The organism is Methanocalculus alkaliphilus, from assembly GCF_024170505.1.
GTDB lineage: Archaea > Halobacteriota > Methanomicrobia > Methanomicrobiales > Methanocorpusculaceae > Methanocalculus > Methanocalculus alkaliphilus.
Window position 1 is genome coordinate 1 of record NZ_JALJYG010000031.1, and the last position, 2,078, is coordinate 2,078.

At 46.9% G+C, this 2,078-nt stretch carries 2 protein-coding genes; both read right to left on the minus strand.

Annotation, left to right across the window (positions count from 1 at the left end; translation table 11 throughout):
• Window positions 1-685, minus strand: a 685-nt coding sequence (istB, locus tag J2T58_RS11020; protein ID WP_253490019.1) for an IS21-like element helper ATPase IstB, incomplete at its 3' end; no start/stop codon positions are given.
• A complete protein-coding gene (gene istA, locus J2T58_RS11025) occupies window positions 682-1,950 on the minus strand; it encodes an IS21 family transposase (RefSeq protein ID WP_253490021.1) in 1,269 nt (422 codons plus the stop codon). The genes istA and istB, both read right to left, overlap by 4 nt.
• Window positions 1,951-2,078: the final 128 nt, after the last annotated feature.

A 2,078-nucleotide genomic window follows, 5' to 3' on the forward strand; every position in this document is an offset into this window, starting at 1 on the left:
GATGCAGGATTCGATCCAGAAGTGCTGCGGCAATTACCTGATCCTGGAAGATCTCCCCCCAGTTACCAAACGATTTGTTCGAGGTGAAGATCGTTGATCCCTGCTCATATCGCCGGGATATCAACTGGAAGAAGCAGTATGCTGCCTGAGCATCGAATGGAAGATACCCGATCTCATCGATGATCAGGAGACCTGGCCGGGTGAGTTTCTTCAGATACCGATCAAGCTGATCACTGTGATATGCTTCTTTGAGCTGTTCGATCAGGACAGACGCATTGATGAAGAGAACCGGGATCCCCTGTTCAATTGCAGAAACACCCAGACCAATCGCCAGATGTGTTTTACCAACACCAGGTGGTCCAAGGAAGACCACATTCTCTGCATTATCGATAAATCTCAGAGTGGCAAGATCCCTGATCACCGTCTGATCAATTGAGGGTTGGAACGCAAAATCAAACTCTTCGATTCGTTTCAGGAGAGGGAAACCAGCACTTTTTGTCCGGGTTCTAATTCTCGTCGACGTCCTGTTGTTCCATTCCTGTTCAATCAGATACCCAATCGTCTCAATGGGACTGAGATTCTCGTTCATTGCACGTTCAAGCGTTGGTTCAAGCAGAGCATCCATCGCATCCAGTTTCATCATGGTAAGGCGGTGATGGATCTGCTCAAGAAGAAGAGTCGTCATATCCGACCCTCCTCTGCAAAAACGTCATATTCGGCAAGATCTCGTGTCTCAACAGAGTGCTGATCAATGGCTGGTTTGTTTACCCGCTCCTTCTTTGCACCATTGCTGGATAAACCCAGGACTTCTTTGTAAAGCCCTTCAAAATGCTCTTTTTTCTTTGAACGCTCATTTCTCCCATTCAGGAGAATATGGGTGCAGATCTCTGTGCCATCAGCATGAATTGACACGTGATTCTCATGGATATATGCGTCAACACGCCTTCCTGCAAACTTCCAGGGAACTGAGTAGCTATTCCCGTATAGCGAGATGTAGCAGTCTTTGGAAACTTTTCGGGATTCTTTCCTCTTGAGGAGATACGGTTTGTACGAGGAGAAAGGACGAAGGTTCTCCCGAACCTGGCGATCAAACGGAATCTCATGGGTGGTTCCATGAACTTTCCCATTGACGCAATTAAGCCATTTTCGTGCCTGAAGATTCAAATCCTCAATGGAGTGGAAGGTTCGACCATACAAGAAGTTGTCTTTGATGTAGTGAATTGCACGCTCAACTTTGCCTTTGGTTTTGGCCCGACCTAGGCGGCAGAGCCGTGATGTAAATCCAAAGTGGTCACGGAAGTCTGCAAAGAGAGGATGGAATTCTGAAGCGGTAGACGGATATTTCCGGTCAAGGACGACACTCCGAAGGTTATCATAGAGGATCATGTCAGTGACTCCACCAAAATACTCAAAAGCTCCCAGATGTCCTTTGAGAAGAGCAGGAAGGCCCTGATTAGGGAAGAATTCTACATATCTCATTCGGGAGTAGCCAAGAACCATTGAGAGGCCATAGACCTTCTTTCTGGATCCATCGGCCGTTTCATAGGGATACTCAAGCCAGTCACACTGCATCATCTCTCCCGGTTTGGTTTCATATCTGATTTCAGCAGGAATGGTGATGTTAGGACGAATCTGCCGGATATAATCGCCAAGTATTGTTGGTCCGCCATCATAGCCGAGATCCTGGATCTCTTCCAGAAGTCTTACACGGCTCAGACGAGGATAATTGTTCAACCTCTCCTGGATGTATGGTTTGAAGGGATCCAGCTTGCTTGGTTTATTTCGGGTCTGAGGATGTTTTGAGGGTTGATCCAAAGAAAGATGCCGAGCTATGGTTTTTCTGTCATAGCCGGTTTCTCGGGAAAGCAAGCTGATATTGACTTTCCCTGTTGCCAGTTCCTGTTTACGCGCTAAATCCAGTAACATAAAATACTCCTCGTCCTCGAGCATGGGAATCCCAGATACTCTCTGGTTGCACATTGGGGATTTTTATTCCGACATAACTGGGGAATTTTATCCCGACGCATTTGGGTATTTTTACGCCGACGGAAATGGGGAAAAGTAAACCGACATTGACA